Source organism: Lacticaseibacillus nasuensis JCM 17158 (genome assembly GCF_001434705.1).
GTDB classification, from domain to species: Bacteria; Bacillota; Bacilli; order Lactobacillales; family Lactobacillaceae; genus Lacticaseibacillus; species Lacticaseibacillus nasuensis.
Genome location: NZ_AZDJ01000032.1, coordinates 42,946 through 58,639 on the forward strand (window position 1 = coordinate 42,946; position 15,694 = coordinate 58,639).

Sequence of the window (15,694 nt, forward strand, 5' to 3'; positions counted from 1 at the left end):
GCCGAATTGTCGGCATTCTCAACAAAATTTTACCGATTTTTACTTGTACGGTGATGAACTTACCGGCCAATTTACGGCAACAAAAAAGCCCTCGCAGTGAGGGCTTGATTGATTTACTTGGCGTCAGTGTCGCTGTCAGTGTCGGCTTTGGCGTCGCTGTCAGCGGCCTCTGGTTCAGCAGCCTGATCTTCAGTCTTGGTATCAGCTTGCGCTTCGGCCTTAGGCTTGGCGACGACCTTGGTGGCCGGTGCGGCAGCCTGGCTTGGTTCGTTCACGGCGCGGATGGCGCTGAGGTTAAAGGTCAAATACACCCCGTCGCAATCCAGGTCAACGGTTTGCTTGGCTTCGTCGATGGAATCGATCACCGCATGCAAGCCGCCAATGGTGACAATTTTGTCGCCCTTCTTCATCGCGCTGAGCATTTCTTGGCGTTTTTGCTGCTGCTTTTTTTGCGGCCGCATCATCCCGAAGTACATGAACGCAAACAAGACGACAATCATTAACAACATAGATAGTCCTTGACTCAAATTAGGCACCTCGTTTTTCTTTTTTTAATCATAGAGTACTGTAACAGATTTTCTCGCCGGCGACCAGCCTAGAAACTCTTTGCGTCGGCGCGGTTATAACCGTAGCGCTCGAAGAAATCTTCGCGGAAGGCGGCGAGGTCGTCGTGGGCGATGGCGTCGCGCACTTGCTGCATCAGGTGCAACAAGAAATACAAGTTGTGGTAGCTGGTGAGGCGAATCCCGAAGGCCTCGTCGGTGTGAATCAAGTGGCGGATGTAGGCGCGCGTGTAGTTGCGGCAAGTGTAGCAGTCGCAGTCGGGATCAAGCGGCGTGAAGTCGCGGGCGTACTTGGCGTTTTTGATGACGACGCGGCCGTGGCTGGTCATCGTCGTGCCATTGCGGGCAATCCGCGTCGGCAAGACACAATCGAACATGTCGATGCCGCGAATCACGCCGTCGATCAACGCATCCGGTGAGCCGACGCCCATCAGGTACCGCGGCTTGTCCGCCGGTAACAGCGGCGTGGTGAAGTCCAAGACGTGATTCATTTCCTCCTTGGACTCCCCCACCGACAAGCCGCCGATGGAATAACCGGGAAAATCGAGGCTGACCAAGTCGCGCGCGCTTTGTTGGCGCAGATCCTTGAACCCGGCGCCTTGGACAATGCCAAACAGCGCCTGGTAGTCGGGATGCTGGTGCGCCGCCAAGCCGCGCTCGGCCCAGCGGCTCGTGCGGGCCACGCTTTTGGCCACGTAATCGTAGCTTTCAAAAAACGGCGGGCACTCGTCGAAGCTCATCATGATGTCTGGCCCCAAGGCGTTTTCGATAGCGATGGCCTTTTCCGGCGACAAGAACATGTTGGCGCCGTTGAGGTGATTCTTGAAGTGCACGCCTTCCTCGGTGATGTTGCGCATGTCGGCGAGGGAAAAGACCTGAAACCCGCCGGAATCGGTGAGCAACCCCTTGTGCCAGTTCATGAACTGGTGCAGGCCCCCGGCTTCTTCAATCAGGTCCTCACCGGGCCGCAGCCACAAGTGGTAGGTATTGGCCAAGATGATGCCGGCGCCCATCGTGTCGAGCTCTTCAGGCGAGAGCGTCTTGACCGACGCTTGGGTGCCCACCGGCATGAACATCGGCGTGGGAAACGTGCCGTGCGGGGTGACGATTTCCCCGAGGCGCGCGCCAGTGTGTTTGTCGACGTGCTTGAGGTGGTAGGTGACGGCTGGTTGCATAACGACTCCTTACTTGTGGATGAACATGGCATCGCCGAAGCTAAAGAAGCGATACCGTTCTTGGATGGCGTGCTGATAAGCGTTCAAGATGCGCTCGCGGCCGGTGAAGCTCGCCACCAGCATCACCAGCGTGGACTTCGGCAGGTGGAAGTTGGTGATGAAGGCATCGACCAAGCGCCACTGGTACCCCGGCTTGATGAAAATGTCGGTCCAGCCCGAGTCGGCTTTGATCTCGCCGTCAAACTTGGTGCCGATGGTTTCCAGCGTCCGAATCGACGTGGTGCCAGTGGCGATGATGCGCCCGCCGTGATTGCGCACGTCGTTCAGCTCGTCGGCCGCTTCTTGGCTAAACCGGTAAAACTCGCTGTGCATCTTGTGGTCCTCGATGTTGTCGACGGACACCGGCCGGAAGGTGCCCAAGCCGACGTGCAAGGTCAAATACACCAGGTGCACGCCCTTGGCCTTAGCTTTGGCCAGCAGGTCTTCGGTCCAGTGCAACCCGGCAGTCGGCGCGGCGGCCGAGCCGACCTCCTTGGCGTAAACGGTTTGGTACATCTCCGAATCGTCGAGCTTGGCATTGATGTAAGGCGGCAGCGGCGTTTCGCCGAGCTGGTCGAGAATCTCCATGAAGATGCCATCGTAGTGAAACTCAATGATGCGGCCGCCGTGATCGAGCTCCTTGATCACCGTCGCCTTCAACAAGCCGTCTCCAAAATCGATTTCGGCGCCAACCGGGGCCTTGCGCGCCGGCTTCATCAAGGTTTCCCACTGGTCGCCTTCAGTATTGTGCAGCAACAAGACTTCCATGTGCGCGCCGGTATCCGGCTTAACGCCGTACAGCCGCGCCGGCATCACGCGCGTGTCGTTCATGACCACCGCGTCGCCGGGGTTCAGGTAGTCGAGAATATCATAAAAATGCTTATCCGCCATGTCGCCGGTGGTGGCGTTGAGCACCAGCATCCGGCTGGCGTCGCGTTCCTTCAGCGGGGTTTGGGCGATCAGTTCATGCGGCAAATCGTAGTCAAAATCTTCAGTGGTTAACACAATAATCCTTCCCGTCTAATGTGAGTACGGCATGTCGAGGTGGGCGAACCCGGCCGGGGTGACCATGCGCCCCCGCGGCGTCCGTTTCAAGTAGCCGATTTGCAACAGATATGGTTCATACATTTCCTCGATGGTGGCCGTTTCCTCGCCGATGTTGGCGGCAATCGTGGCCAATCCCACCGGGCCGCCATCGTAGTCGCGGATCATCATCATCAACAACTTGCGGTCGATGGCATCGAGCCCTTGGTCGTCGACGGCTAACGCCGCCAGTGCTTTATCGACGATGGCTACCGATACCGGGGCGACTTCCGCCACCTCGGCGTAGTCGCGCACCCGGCGCAACAGCCGGTTGGCGATGCGCGGCGTGCCGCGCGAGCGCCGCGCGATTTCATAGGCGCTTTCTTTCGGCAGCGTCAGGTGAAAAATATCGGCGGTGCGCAGCACGATTTCCGTCAACTCAGCGGCTGGATAATACGCCATGTGCACGCGAATGCCGAAGCGGTCGCGCAACGGCGCCGCCAACATGCCGGCGCGCGTCGTCGCCCCCACCAAGGTGAACGGCGGCAGCGGAAAATGCACGGGATGGGCGGTGGGGCCTTGGCCGACGACGATGTCGACATAGAAGTCCTCCATCGCCGAGTACAACATTTCCTCGACAATTTTAGGCAGGCGATGAATCTCGTCGATGAACAACACGTCGCCAGGTTGCAATTCGTTTAACATCGCCACCAGGTCGCCCGGTTTTTCAATGGCCGGGCCGCTGGTGGTGCGGATGTTGACGCCAAGCTCGTTGGCAATCACCAACGCCAGCGTCGTTTTACCCAAGCCAGGCGGGCCGTAAAGCAACACGTGATCCAGCGCTTCTTGGCGCTTTTGCGCGGCTTGAATCGCCACGGCCAGCTGGGCCTTGACCGGCTCTTGGCCGATATATTCGGCTAACTTCTGCGGGCGCAGACTTTTTTCGATACTGGCTTCGGCGGCGGATTCGCTGTCCGAAGCCACCAGGCGGTCTTGATCTGCCACGGCGCGCCTCCTTTCTACTTAGTTAACAATGCTAAGCCTTGGCTGAGGTAGGCCTCAGTCGTGGTCGCCGGCGCCTTGGCCAGCGCCTTGCCGACCTTGGCCACGTCGCGCTCGGCATAACCCAGCGCGGTGAGCGCCGCCAAGGCATCAGCCAAGGCGGGCGCCACCGACGGCGCAGCCGCCGGGGCGACCTCAGCCGCGCCCACGGCCAGCTTGCCCTTTAAGTCGAGAATGATTTGCTGGGCGGTTTTCTTACCGACGCCGGGAAACTTCGTCAAAAAGGTCACGTCGTCTGCGGCCACCGCGCTGGCCAGCCCGGCCGGGTCGGCGTTAGCCAAAATGGCCAGCGCCGACTTCGGCCCGATGCCGGTGACGGTGAGGAGCTGATTAAACGTCGCCTTGTCTTCTTCGGTCGCAAAGCCGTACAGACTTTGCTCGGTGTCGCGGATGATTTGCTGCACATACACGCGAGCGGTTTCCCCGACTGTGAAGTGGTAGGGATTGGCGGTGAGCACGCGGTAGCCGACGCCACCGACGTCCACGACGATGCCGCTGGGCGTCACGCTAGCGATGGTGCCATTCAGGTATTCGTACATCTTCTCCTCCAGAAACTCTGCTCATTGTAGCATACGCCTAATCCAGCCCGAAGCTTTGGTGACTGTCTTGAATTCGCTTGAACATCTTCTCCAAGTCCGTGGCGGAAAAATGCACCAGCACCGGCCGGCCATGCGGGCAGTTGAACGGGTTCTCGCAGGTGGCCAGCTTCGTCAACAGCGCCGCGGCCTGGCGGTCATCGAGGTGATGGTTGGCCTTAATGGCGCGCTTGCAGCTCATCATGATCGCCGTTTTCTCGCGGAACTGGGCCACCGACAACTTGCCGTCGCGCAGCACCCAGTCCACCATTTCGCGAATCGTGCTTTCTTCCTGACCGGCCTTAAACCACGTCGGGTGCTGGCGCACGGCAAACGTGTTTTGGCCGAAGTCTTCCAAATACAAACCGACGCTTTCAAGCACCGGCTTGGCGGCGCGAATCGCCACCGCGTCGCTGGCGGGATAATCCAAGACGATTGGCACCAACAGCGCCTGCTGGTCGTCACTGACCTCGCCGATGGCCTGCCGGTAATACTCGTAGTTGACGCGTTCCTGAGCGGCGTGTTGATCGATCAGATACATGCCATCCGGGCCTTCTGCCACCAGGTAGGTGCCATGCACCTGGGCGAGGTAGTGAAGCGCCGGAAAGCGGTCAGGGGTAGCGGCCGGCTCAACCGGGGCGGCGGCACCGTAACGTTGGTCCCAAGCCGCGAGCCGGTCGGGTTCGGTGAAAATCGGCCGGTCATCCAGCTCGGTGATACTTAAGCCGAGATCCGGCTCGGCAGAGGCGGCATCAGTGGGCACGGCACTGCCTGGCGCCGAAGCGACCGGTTCACGCACCGTCGTGGCCGGCTGCGGCGCTGGGGTCGGCTGGGCCGAGGCGTTGCTGGCGGCATTCAGCGACTCGGTCAACGCGGCCATGTCCACCGGCTCGCGGTGGCGCAGGTTGGTCAAGGCGTCGGGAATCAGGTTTTCTTTGGCCAGGCGGTCGCGAATCGTTTGGGTTAACAGCGCGGCCAGTTGTGCTTCCTTGCTGAGGCGTACCTCCTGCTTGGTCGGGTGCACGTTGACGTCGACCAGTAATGGATCCATGGTGACAGCCACCACGGCAATCGGGTAGCGGCCGACCATGAGCTTCGACCCGTAGCCGGCGATCAAGGCCTTCACCAGCTGATAATTCTTGATGTAGCGGCCGTTGATCATGATGCTCAGGTAGTTGCGACTGGCGCGGGTGGTGTCAGGCAGGCTCGTGTAGCCGCTGACGTGAAAGTCGAGGTCTTCACCGGCAAATGCCACCATCGCCTTGGCCGTGCTGACACCATAGATGCCCGCCAGCGTTTGTTGCAAGTCGCCGTGGCCGGCGGTTTTCAACACGAGGTTCTGGTCGTGACGCAGGGTCAAGGCCACCTCGGGATGCGCCAGCGCCAAGCGGTTGACGATGTCGACGATGCGCGCCAGCTCGGTTTGCTGCGACTTCACATACTTCAGGCGCGCCGGCGTGTTGTAAAACAAGTCGCGCACAGTGATCTGCGTGCCTTGGCGCACCGCCGCGGCGTGAGTGTCGTCGAGCTGGCCGCCGGCGATGTGGGCCACCGTGCCGAGGCCGCTTTCGGTGGCGGTTTCCAGCGTCACGTCTGCCACGGCGGCGATGCTTGCCAGCGCCTCGCCGCGGAACCCAAGCGAATGCACGTTAAACAAGTCACGCGTCGTCAGAATTTTCGACGTGGCGTGACGTAAAAAGGCAATCGGCACATCCGAAGCGGCGATGCCGCTGCCGTTATCAATGACTTGAATCTCGCGCAACCCAGCGTCCACCACGGTGATGTCCACCTGGGTGGCGCCGGCGTCTAGCGCGTTTTCGACGAGCTCCTTGACCACGCTGGCCGGCCGCTCGATGACTTCCCCGGCCGCGATTTGGTTACTGAGCGTGGTCGAAAGCTGATGGATTTTTCCCATGTGCTCACTTCTTCTTTAAACGATTCTGCAGATTATAAATTAGGTTCATGGCGTCCATCGGCGTGGCCCCCATCAAATCAAACTGCTTGAGCTTGGTCAAGATGGGGTCGCTGGCCGGCGCCACCGGTTCAGGCGTAAACAGACTCAGCTGCGTGTCACTTGGCGGCTCCGCCACCGTGTCGGCGCTGGCCGGTGCCGTGTCTTCCAGGTCGGTGAGAATGGTATCGGCGCGGTTCAACAGCGCCGTGGGCAGCCCCGCCAGCTTGGCGACGTGAATCCCGTAGGACTTGTCGGCCGGGCCGGGCATCATCTTGTGCAGAAAAACAAGGTTGCCTTTTTCCTCGACGGCGCCGACATGGACGTTGCGCAGTTTCTTAAGGGAGTCGGCGAGGCTGGTCAGCTCGTGGTAGTGGGTGGAAAATAACGTCTTGGCGTGCACGTGGTCGTGCAAATACTCGACGATGGCCTGCGCCAGCGCCATGCCGTCGTAGGTCGCCGTCCCGCGCCCGATTTCGTCAAACAAGATCAGCGAACTGGCCGTGGCGTGGCGCAAGGCGGCGTTGGCCTCCATCATTTCCACCATGAAGGTGCTTTGGCCGGCCGCCAGGTTGTCCGCCGCGCCGATGCGGGTGAAGATCTGGTCAAAAATCGGCAACTGCGCCGAATCCGCCGGCACAAAACTGCCGGCTTGGGCCATCACCACGATCAAGGCGAGCTGGCGCATGTAGGTGCTTTTCCCGGACATGTTCGGCCCGGTGATCAACAGGACGTCGGTGTCATCGCCCATCACCACGTCGTTGGGAATGTATTGCTGGCTACCCAAGACGCGCTCGACCACGGGATGGCGCCCGCCGTGAATCGTCACGGCATGCGTCCCGGCTTGCATCACCGGCCGCACATAGTGATTGTTCTCCGCGACCACGGCAAAGCTTTGCAGCACATCGAGCATCGCCACTTGTGCGGCCAACGCCTGCAGCCGCGTGATTTGCGCCTTGACCTGGTCGCGAATCTCTTGGAATAACTGGTACTCCAGGGCCGTGCTGGACTCTTGGGCGGTGAGAATGAGACTTTCCTTTTCTTTTAGGGCCGGCGTGCTAAAGCGCTCGGCGTTGGTCAAGGTTTGCTTGCGTTCATAGCGCCCCGCCGGCACCTTGGCGAGGTTGGCCTTGGTGATTTCGATGTAGTAGCCAAACACCTTGTTGTAGCGAATCCGTAAGTTGTGGATGCCGGTGGCTTCGCGCTCTTGGGCTTCGAGTTCGGCAATCCACTGCTTGGAGTTGGCCATGGCGTCGCGGTAGTCGTCCAGCTGCTGGTTGTAGCCGCGCATAATCACGCCGCCATCAGTGACGCTAATCGGCGGGTCGGGTTCGATGGCGCGCCGAATCAAGCCGGCGATGTCGGCCACCGGATCGAGGTGCTCGCGCAAGGCCTTGAAGCTACCATCGTCGAGCTTGCCGAGAATCTCCTGCAACGCCGGAATCTGGTCCAGTGACGTTTGCAGCTGAATCAAGTCGCGGCCGTTGACGTTGCCAAACGCGACGCGGCCGGCCAGGCGTTCCAAGTCGTACACCTTGGTCAAGCGCGCTTGTAGCTCGCTGCGTTCAAAGTAGTGGTCCAACAAGTCCTGAACGCGTTTTTGGCGGGGGCTGATGGCGGCGATATCGAGCAGCGGCCGGTCCAGCCACTGCTTCAACAGCCGCCCGCCCATCGCCGTTTTGGTTTGGTCCAAGACGCTGAGCAAGGTGTCGCCTTTGAGGCCGGTGCGGCTATTTTTCAAGATGTCGAGGTTGACCCGGGCGTCTTGATCCATCTCCAGGTAATTGGCGGTGGTGTACGCAACGGCAGTCTGGATATGCGCGAGGCTGCGCTTTTGCGTTGCCAGCAAGTACTGCATCAGCAAGGTGACGACGGCTTGTTGCAAGGAATCCGTTAGGCCTTGCGTGACGTAGCTAGCCTCGGCGGCGGCGCCGGTGTCGGCTTGCGTGGAGACGAGTCGGTCGCCTTGGTGGAGCAACGCCGTCAGGGCGGCGTCGGCGTCGGGCCGCGTCACGACTTCGCGCGTGTTGAGCGCCGCCAATTCGTTTTGCAGGCTGAACTGGCTGGCCAAGGTGGTGACCTTCAGCTCGCCGGTGGACAAGTCGGTGTAGGCAAAACCATATTGGTGCTTGGCCGCAATCACCGCGGTGAGGTAGTTGTTGCTTTTGGCTTCACCGGCCTTCACCGCCATCTTCGTGCCGGGGGTGACCAGCTGAATTACTTCGCGCTTGACCATGCCCACGGCGGTTTTCGGGTCTTCCATTTGTTCACAAATGGCCACCTTGTCGCCGTGGTCGATCAGGATGTCGATGTAGCTTTGCACGGCGTGGTGCGGCACCCCGCACATGGGGATTGGGTCGGCCGCGCTTTTGTTGCGCGCCGTCAGGGTCAACTCCAACAACTGCGAGCCTTTAATGGCGTCGTCGTAAAACAATTCGTAAAAGTCCCCGATGCGGTAAAACAAAAACGCATCCGGATACTGGTTTTTAATCGCCATGTACTGTTGCATCATGGGCGTTTCGCTGGTTTGTTGCGGCATGAACCCACCTCTTTTCACGCGGACGTTCCTTACATTTTACCATTGTTCTGGGCAAAGCAAAACGCGTCGCCAACCAGGCGACGCGCAAGCGGCAATGGGTCATTATTGCTTCAAGTGGTAACTATACGTGGCGATAATCACGTTTTCCCGACTGGCAAACGCCGCGCGCAAGCGGATGTTGGTTTGGTTGTGCAGGATGGTTTGCCACCGCTTGCGCGGCACAAACTGCGGAATCAACACGGTGGTGGTGAAGTTCCGCTTGGCCGCGTTTTTGGCGATGATGTCGACGAAGCGGATCACCGGGCCTTCCACCGAGCGGTAAGACGAATGCACATCGACGAAGCGCACGTCTGGGAAGTCCTGCTTGAACTCGCTTTGCGTCTCGTGTTCCTTGTTGGGATTCTCGTCCATCGACACGTGCATGGCGATGACGTAATCGCCGATGGTTTGCGCATAATTCAACGCCCCGCGGGTCACCCTGGTGACGTTGCCGACCAGCACGATCACCGTGCTGCCCGCGTATTCATGCGTCTGCACGGTACTCGGCAGGCGCAGCTGCGCGGCGACCTTGCTGTAGTGATCGTGAATCTTATAGAACACCACGACCAAGGCCGGCATGATGATGAAAAACGGCCAGATGTCCGGCAGGCGGTAGGCGAAGAGAATCACCAAAATGGCAAACGAAATCAACGCCCCGGCGAAGTTGGCCACCGATTTGCCCAGCCACCCGGGCTCCGTCACGTGGCGCTTCCACCAGTGGCGAATCATCCCAGTTTGCGACAACGTAAACGGAATGAACACGCCCACCGCATACAACGGAATCAGGCGCTCGGTGGAGCCATGAAACAGCGCAATCAACAAGCCGCTGCCCACCGCCAAGGTCAAGATGCCATTGGAATAGCCCAGCCGGTCGCCGCGGTCGAGGTACATGTGCGGCAGAAACTTGTCCTTGGCCATGTTGTAAGCCAAGACGGGAAACGCGGAGAAGCCGGTGTTGGCGGCCACCGCCAGAATCAACGCCGTGGCAAACTGGATGACGTAATACATCACCCCGTGGCCGCCAAACGTCGCGGCGGCCACCTGCGCCAGCACCGTGACCTTCGGCGCCGGCACGATGCCGTACCAGTAGTTCAAGAAGGTGATGCCGGCAAAGAAGAAGCCCAGAATCGTCGCCATGATGGCCAAGGTGCCCGCGGCGTTATGCTCCCGCGGCTTTTTGAAAAACGGCACGGCATTACTGATAGCTTCGACCCCGGTCAAGGAACTCGACCCGCTGGAAAACGCGCGGAAGATCAAGGCCATCGTGATGCCGGGCACGACTCCGCCGACGACGGCTGTCGCGTGGTACGGAATCGCGCCGGTGAGGATCTGGTACAACCCCCAAAGAATCATCGCCGTAATCGACGCGACGAATAAGTACACCGGCACCATCAAAAACGACGCCGATTCGCTCATCCCCCGCAGGTTCATCGTGGTCAAGAGCACGATGATCACCAGCGAAATGGCAACTTGGTGGCCGTACAACGCCGGAATCGCCGAAATGATCGCCTCGGCCCCCGCCGACGTCGACACCGCCACGGTCAGCATGTAGTCGATTAACAGCGAGCCACCGGCAGCCAGCCCGGCATTTTTGCCCAGGTTTTCGCTGGCCACCAGGTAGGCGCCGCCGCCACTCGGGTAAGCATAGATAATCTGGCGGTAAGACAGCGTCAACGCCAGCAACAGAATCAACACGAACAGCGCAATCGGCAGCGAATACCAAATCGCCGCCGCCGACAGTGTGGTGAGCACCAAGACGATTTGCTCGGTCCCATACGCCACACTGGACAGCGCGTCGCTGCTGAGCATCGCCAGCGCCTTGAACTTGCCTAGTTTTTGTCCGCCTTCTTCGGAGGATTTCAACGGTTTGCCCACCAAGAGGCGTTTCAAGTGATTCATGCATCTGCTCCATTTCAGCTCGTGTTGTCAAAAATCAAACTATGCCATTCTAACGCACCCGCTACTTCAATACTATCATCATGCCAAAAAAAAGCCCACCGTCACGCATGGCGTGGTGGTGGGTGGCGGGTTAAGCCGCGCTAGTCGGCGTTGGTTGTTCAACAATCACCAGGTCCTTGACGCGAATCTTGCGGTGGACCTCGCCTTCAATTTCATCCTTGGCGGCATGATTGATCGTCAAGGTCTTCGGGTCGACCCCAGGCAGCAGCTTGCCCAACACGAAGTCGAGCTCGGCTTGCTTGATGGTCCGATGATCATGGGTGAGGATGATGTCCAGCTTGTCAAAGCCTTCGATTTGGTACACGTGCACCGACCCCAGCGTGAACAACCGGAAGCTCTTCACACTTGGCGCGTTGCCGTACAAATGGCGAATCGTGTACGGCAGCATCTTGTGGAGGCTGGCGTTAAGACGAATTGGGTTTTCGATGAGTTTCATCAGCATCACATCCTTTTCTCCAGTTTACCACAGCCACGAACCAGCGCGAAAAACCGAACGTGGACAAAAATGCCGCGAAAAAGCTCGGTGACATCGTGTTCACAAATTGCAGACAGGTACTGAAATTTGTTCACGAATTAGGCGTTTTTGCCCATGCGGTTCACATTCCCGGCGACCGGCCTTCACGCCAACGGGCCCAAGGGTTTGCGCGATTCGCGGCGGCCAAGCTCGGCGAAATAGGCGCGATTTCGGCCAGGCCGACCACCGATTCTCAATCCCCCAAAAATTGCTGTGCACAGCGGCGCAGGGATTTTCGCGACCAGCGTCGTGAGGCCTTGGGCGTCAAGGCTTCCCGAAATTTTCCCGCGGTGCGCCCGGGCTTGGCAAATAGCCAGCTCCGTCGGTTGCTCCCAGTCACGCGAAAACCGCGCGAGCGAATGTGCCCACGCGGTTCACATTAATCGTTCGGCAACAAAAAAGAAGCGGCGCGAGGCCGCTTCATCAGTGTTACATCATGCCGCCCATGCCTGGGGCGCCAGCGCCAGCCGCTGCAGCAGCGTCGTTAGCCTTTGGATCCGGCTTGTCGGCGACAACCGCTTCAGTCGTCAGCAACAAGGCAGAAACGGAAGCGGCGTTTTGCAGCGCGGACCGGGTCACCTTGGTTGGGTCGATGATGCCGGCCGCAGCCATGTCTTCCCATTCGCCGGTCGCGGCGTTGAAGCCGATGCCGACCTTTTCGTCCTTCATGTGCTCAACGATGACGGAACCTTCCATCCCGGCATTTTCGGCAATCTGCCGAACGGGTTCTTCAAGGGCGCGCAGCACGATGTTGACCCCGGTTTGGACGTCGCCTTCCTCTTTGAGGGCAGCAACCGCCTTGATGGTATTAACCAAGGCCACACCACCGCCGGCTACGTAGCCTTCCTCAACGGCAGCCCGCGTCGCGTTCAAGGCGTCTTCGATGCGATACTTGCGTTCCTTCAATTCAGTTTCGGTAGCGGCACCAACCTTGATGACCGCAACGCCGCCGGCCAACTTGGCCAAGCGTTCTTGCAGCTTCTCGCGATCAAAGTCGCTGGTAGTGTCTTCGATTTGCTTGCGGATAGTTTCCACGCGCTCGTCGATGGCGGCCTTGTCGCCGGCGCCTTCAACGATGGTGGTGTTGTCCTTAGTGACCGTGACCTTGCCGGCTTGGCCAAGCTGTTCAAGCTTGGTGTCCTTGAGGTCGAGGCCCAGATCCGAAGTGATGACCGTCGCGCCAGTCAAGGCCGCGATGTCTTCCAGTTGAGCCTTGCGGCGATCGCCAAAGCCAGGGGCCTTAACGGCAACCACGTTGAACGTGCCGCGAATCTTGTTCAAAACCAAGGTCGGCAGTGCTTCGCCGTCGACGTCATCGGCAATAATCAACAGTGCCTTGCCTTGTTGCACGATTTCTTGCAGCAGTGGCAGGATGTCTTGAATGTTGGAAACCTTCTTATCGGTAATCAGGATATATGGATTATCGAGGTCGGCTTCCATCTTGTCGTTATCGGTCACCATGTACTGAGACAGGTAGCCACGGTCAAACTGCATCCCTTCAACCACGGAGAGTTCGGTTTGGATCCCCTTGCTTTCCTCGATGGTAATGACGCCATCGTGGCCAACCTTTTCCATCGCGTCGGCAATCAGATTGCCGACTTCTTCGTCAGCGGAAGAAACGCTGGCGACCTGGGCGATTTCCTTCTTGCCGGAAACCGTGTGGGAAATCTTGTGCAATTCGTCAACGGCAGCGGCGGTCGCCTTTTCAATCCCGCGGCGAATGCCGACTGGGTTGGCCCCGGCGGTGACGTTCTTCAAGCCTTCGCGGATGATGGACTGGGCCAAGACCGTCGCGGTCGTGGTGCCGTCACCAGCGATATCGTTGGTCTTGGTGGCCACTTCAGCCACCAACTTGGCCCCCATGTTTTCGTAGTGGTCTTCCAAGTCGATACTCTTGGCGATGGTCACACCATCGTTAGTAATCTCAGGGGAGCCGTAACTCTTGTCGAGAACGACGTTGCGGCCTTTCGGGCCCAACGTGGTCTTCACGGTGTTGGCCAGCTTGTCGACACCAGCTAACATGGAACGGCGTGCATCTTCACCAAATTTAATTTCTTTAGCCATTTTTCTCATTCACCTCATCTATGATTGAGTCAAAAACTATTCCGCAATCGCCATGATGTCCTTTTCGTGCAGGACCAGGTAATCTTCGCCTTGGTACTTGACCTCGGAGCCGGCGTACTTGTCGTACATGATCACATCGCCAACCTTGACGCTCATCGGCAGGACCTTGCCTTCTGGGGTGCGGGCGCCTGCGCCCACCGCAACGATCTTACCGGTTTGGGGCTTTTGCTTCGCGTTGTTGGCCAACACGATGCCGCCAACCGTTTCTTCCTGTTCTTCAACGACGGACACGATCACGCGATCTCCTAATGGTTTTAACAAGTCAATCCCTCCACAAATCAAATTTTTTGAATTTTAGCACTCTAGGTAGTTAAGTGCTAACCACAATTGATACTATAACGAGTTCGGCAGCGGAATGCAACCCCCTAAAGTGCATTCTGGTATACTAAACCTGTTAGTTCGACTCAGGAGGCGGATCATGTCCCTACGACAGCACGCGATTCAATTAATTGCCACATATCTCGGCTACTTTCTGGCCAGCACCCTGTGCCTACACTTTTTCCCCGGCAGTGCCGGGTTGTGGGCCGCCACCATCCTCGCCATCACGGCGGCACTGGTGGCCTGGCACTTCAATCGCCAGTTGGTGATTCCCACCGCCGTGGAAGCGCCTGGCGTCAGCCCCGCGCAGGTGCAAGTCGGCTGGGGCCTCGGCGGCATCGCCATCGTCTTAGTGGCTGAACTGATTGGCACCAAGCTCAGCAGTTGGTTGTTCCTGCAGCCCGCCTCGCGCCAGCCGCTGGCCGCGTTAATGGCTGCCATCACCACCACGCCCGCCTATGCGCTGGCGGCGGTCGTTGCGCTGCCGGTGCTTGAGGAGCTCGTATTTCGCCGGGTGGTGTTTGGCAATCTCGCCGGCGTGACCGGAACCTTTGGCGCCGCGGTAATCAGCGGCTTGCTGTTTGGTTTTGCCACCGACCCCGCTCACTGGCTGACCGCCACCTTGGTCGGCATTGTGTACAGTTACTTATATCACGCCACCGGCAGCGTCAACGCGCCGCTGATTGCTCACATCGGCACGATTGCCCTTACCTTGGGCTACGCGTTCACGCATTAAGGAGGCCGCCATGCCCACTCGTCAGGAACAACACTTACTCAACCGGCCGCGCCACATCGTCGCGAAACTCGTCGGCTTGGCCGTCGTCACCTTGGCTTTTGCCGCCGGCGCTTATGGCTTGCGGCTTTACAGCCAGGCCAAATACGCGATTCAATCCACCTATCACAGCAGCGGCAAGGTGGCCACGGCCATCAAAAATAAGCGGCCGTTTGCCGCGTTGCTGTTAGGGGTCGACACCGGCGCCGATGGTCGCATCGACAAGGGTAACTCCGACACGATGATTGTCGCCGTGGTCAACCCCGCCAAGAAGCAAACGCAGCTGGTCAGCATCCCCCGGGATACCGTGGCGCAGATGATTGGCACCAAATCCTTCAACATGCAAAAAATCAACGCCGCCTATAACATCGGCGGCTCGACCATGGCGATCAACACCGTCACCAAACTGGTCAATGTCCCGATTAGCTACTACCTCACCATCAACATGGGCGCGCTGGAGAAAGTCGTCGATGCAGTCGGTGGTGTCGATGTCCAGGTACCATTTTCCTTCACCAGTAGCAAAACCGGCGGCCAGCACTTCACCAAAGGCGGGATGCACCTCAACGGCAACATGGCGCTGGCCTATGCGCGCATGCGCTACGAAGACCCTAAAGGCGACTATGGCCGCCAGCAGCGCCAACAACAGGTAATCAAGGCCATTTTGAAAAAAGCCGTGTCGCTGGATTCCCTCAGCAACTTCTCGAGCCTGCTGAACACGGTATCCAAAAATATCGCCACCAACCTGAGTTTTGATGACATGATGAGCATCTTTCAGCATTACCGCGGCGCCGCCCAGCACATTCAGTCCGACCACCTGCAAGGCCAAGCTGCGCTGGTGTACCCGGGCCCGCTGAGCTACCAGATTCCGTCGACCAAGGAACTGCAGCGCGTCTCGACGAAGCTACGCACAGCACTCGGGTTGTCCGCGGCCACCATCAGCAATCAAAACGTCCGAGAAAATAACGCCAACAGTAGCTTCCAGTGGAACGTCGATCAAGACCAGACCTACACCATTTTCAATCCCGACTTATAATCAAAGAA

The 15,694-nt window shown here is 58.7% G+C and carries 14 protein-coding genes; 3 read left to right on the plus strand and 11 right to left on the minus strand.

The window, feature by feature from the left end; translation table 11 throughout:
- Positions 1–113 precede the first annotated feature (113 nt).
- The 9 genes from yajC to FD02_RS09530 all read right to left on the minus strand — a co-directional run bounded on the left by yajC (position 114) and on the right by FD02_RS09530 (position 11,361).
- Positions 114–527, minus strand: a complete 414-nt coding sequence (yajC, locus tag FD02_RS09490) for a preprotein translocase subunit YajC (RefSeq protein WP_056951957.1) — start codon at positions 525–527, stop codon at positions 114–116.
- 68 nt (positions 528–595) lie between these two features.
- Positions 596–1,738: a tRNA guanosine(34) transglycosylase Tgt gene (tgt, locus tag FD02_RS09495; RefSeq protein ID WP_056951959.1), complete on the minus strand. Its 1,143-nt coding sequence runs from the start codon at positions 1,736–1,738 to the stop codon at positions 596–598.
- A 9-nt stretch (positions 1,739–1,747) separates the two neighbouring features.
- Entirely contained in the window at positions 1,748–2,785 is a 1,038-nt protein-coding gene (gene queA / locus FD02_RS09500) for a tRNA preQ1(34) S-adenosylmethionine ribosyltransferase-isomerase QueA (protein ID WP_056951961.1), read from the minus strand.
- A gap of 12 nt (positions 2,786–2,797) precedes the next feature.
- Positions 2,798–3,805, minus strand: a complete 1,008-nt coding sequence (gene ruvB, locus FD02_RS09505; RefSeq protein WP_056951963.1) for a Holliday junction branch migration DNA helicase RuvB — start codon at positions 3,803–3,805, stop codon at positions 2,798–2,800.
- A 14-nt stretch (positions 3,806–3,819) separates the two neighbouring features.
- Positions 3,820–4,401 carry a Holliday junction branch migration protein RuvA gene (ruvA, locus tag FD02_RS09510; RefSeq protein WP_056951965.1) on the minus strand — a complete coding sequence of 194 codons (582 nt, stop codon included), beginning with the start codon at positions 4,399–4,401 and terminating at the stop codon, positions 3,820–3,822.
- Between the two features lie 37 nt (positions 4,402–4,438).
- Complete coding sequence (mutL, locus tag FD02_RS09515; RefSeq protein WP_056951967.1) at positions 4,439–6,352, minus strand: DNA mismatch repair endonuclease MutL; 1,914 nt, start codon at positions 6,350–6,352, stop codon at positions 4,439–4,441.
- Between the two features lie 4 nt (positions 6,353–6,356).
- A complete protein-coding gene (gene mutS, locus FD02_RS09520) occupies positions 6,357–8,927 on the minus strand; it encodes a DNA mismatch repair protein MutS (protein ID WP_056951969.1) in 2,571 nt (856 codons plus the stop codon).
- A 102-nt stretch (positions 8,928–9,029) separates the two neighbouring features.
- Complete coding sequence (locus FD02_RS09525) at positions 9,030–10,865, minus strand: APC family permease (protein WP_056951971.1); 1,836 nt, start codon at positions 10,863–10,865, stop codon at positions 9,030–9,032.
- 130 nt (positions 10,866–10,995) lie between these two features.
- The gene (locus tag FD02_RS09530; RefSeq protein ID WP_056952209.1) at positions 10,996–11,361 is read right to left on the minus strand and encodes a DUF1827 family protein; all 366 of its coding nucleotides are present in this window, start codon (positions 11,359–11,361) and stop codon (positions 10,996–10,998) included.
- A gap of 59 nt (positions 11,362–11,420) precedes the next feature.
- On the opposite strand from FD02_RS09530, the gene FD02_RS11555 reads away from it, so the two are divergent.
- Positions 11,421–11,822 (plus strand): hypothetical protein, encoded by a 402-nt coding sequence (locus tag FD02_RS11555; protein WP_235806710.1) that lies wholly within the window; start codon positions 11,421–11,423, stop codon positions 11,820–11,822.
- A 46-nt stretch (positions 11,823–11,868) separates the two neighbouring features.
- On the opposite strand, the gene groL is transcribed toward FD02_RS11555, so the two are convergent.
- Entirely contained in the window at positions 11,869–13,503 is a 1,635-nt protein-coding gene (gene groL / locus FD02_RS09535; RefSeq protein ID WP_054721531.1) for a chaperonin GroEL, read from the minus strand.
- Positions 13,504–13,539: 36 nt separating this feature from the next.
- Complete coding sequence (gene groES, locus FD02_RS09540) at positions 13,540–13,824, minus strand: co-chaperone GroES (protein ID WP_054721528.1); 285 nt, start codon at positions 13,822–13,824, stop codon at positions 13,540–13,542.
- A gap of 157 nt (positions 13,825–13,981) precedes the next feature.
- Here groES and FD02_RS09545 point away from each other — a divergent pair, with 157 nt between their 5' ends.
- A complete protein-coding gene (locus FD02_RS09545; protein WP_056951973.1) occupies positions 13,982–14,617 on the plus strand; it encodes a CPBP family intramembrane glutamic endopeptidase in 636 nt (211 codons plus the stop codon).
- 10 nt (positions 14,618–14,627) lie between these two features.
- Entirely contained in the window at positions 14,628–15,686 is a 1,059-nt protein-coding gene (locus FD02_RS09550) for an LCP family glycopolymer transferase (RefSeq protein WP_056951975.1), read from the plus strand.
- Positions 15,687–15,694 lie beyond the last annotated feature (8 nt).